Annotated in this window: 1 protein-coding gene; it reads right to left on the bottom strand. The window is 43.8% G+C overall.

Annotated elements, in window-relative coordinates:
- Positions 1–521, bottom strand: a 521-nt coding sequence (locus R7E78_RS30415; RefSeq protein ID WP_318059185.1) for an FAD-dependent oxidoreductase, incomplete at both ends; no start/stop codon positions are given.

Raw genomic sequence — 521 nt, forward strand, 5'->3', positions numbered from 1 at the left:
GTTTTTAAGTGCTTTTGCGTGACTTTCCAAAAGCCAGAAAAACTCAGCATTTGCAGTGTATCTTGCAGGTTAAAGTTCACTTTTCCATACCCTTCTCGCTTCCAACCCTGAACGGCATTTGGACCAACCGTCACAGAACCATCAATCATACGAGTCAAATGCACCCCCAAAAATGGCAAATCTGGATCTGGAATTGGGTAGATTAAGTGATTCACCACTTGGTTATGCTTACTGTCTAATCGGTAGTATTCACCGCGATAAGGCACGATTTGAAAATCGGTCGGAATGCCCATCATTTTTGTCATCCGATCGGCCATCAATCCACTGCAAGTGACTAGAAACTTGCAGTTCAACTGCATAGATTGTCCATCGGAAACGCAAGTCAGTTGTACTTCTTCATCTTTCTCATCGGCGGCAACCACCTTGGTTCTCAAGCTAATATGACCACCTAAACTTTGGAACTCCTGTGCCATATGCTCTGTTACCAAGCGGTAATCAACAATACTGGTGGTTTTCACGTA

The sequence above is a fragment of the Vibrio sp. YT-19(2023) genome, from assembly GCF_033337395.1.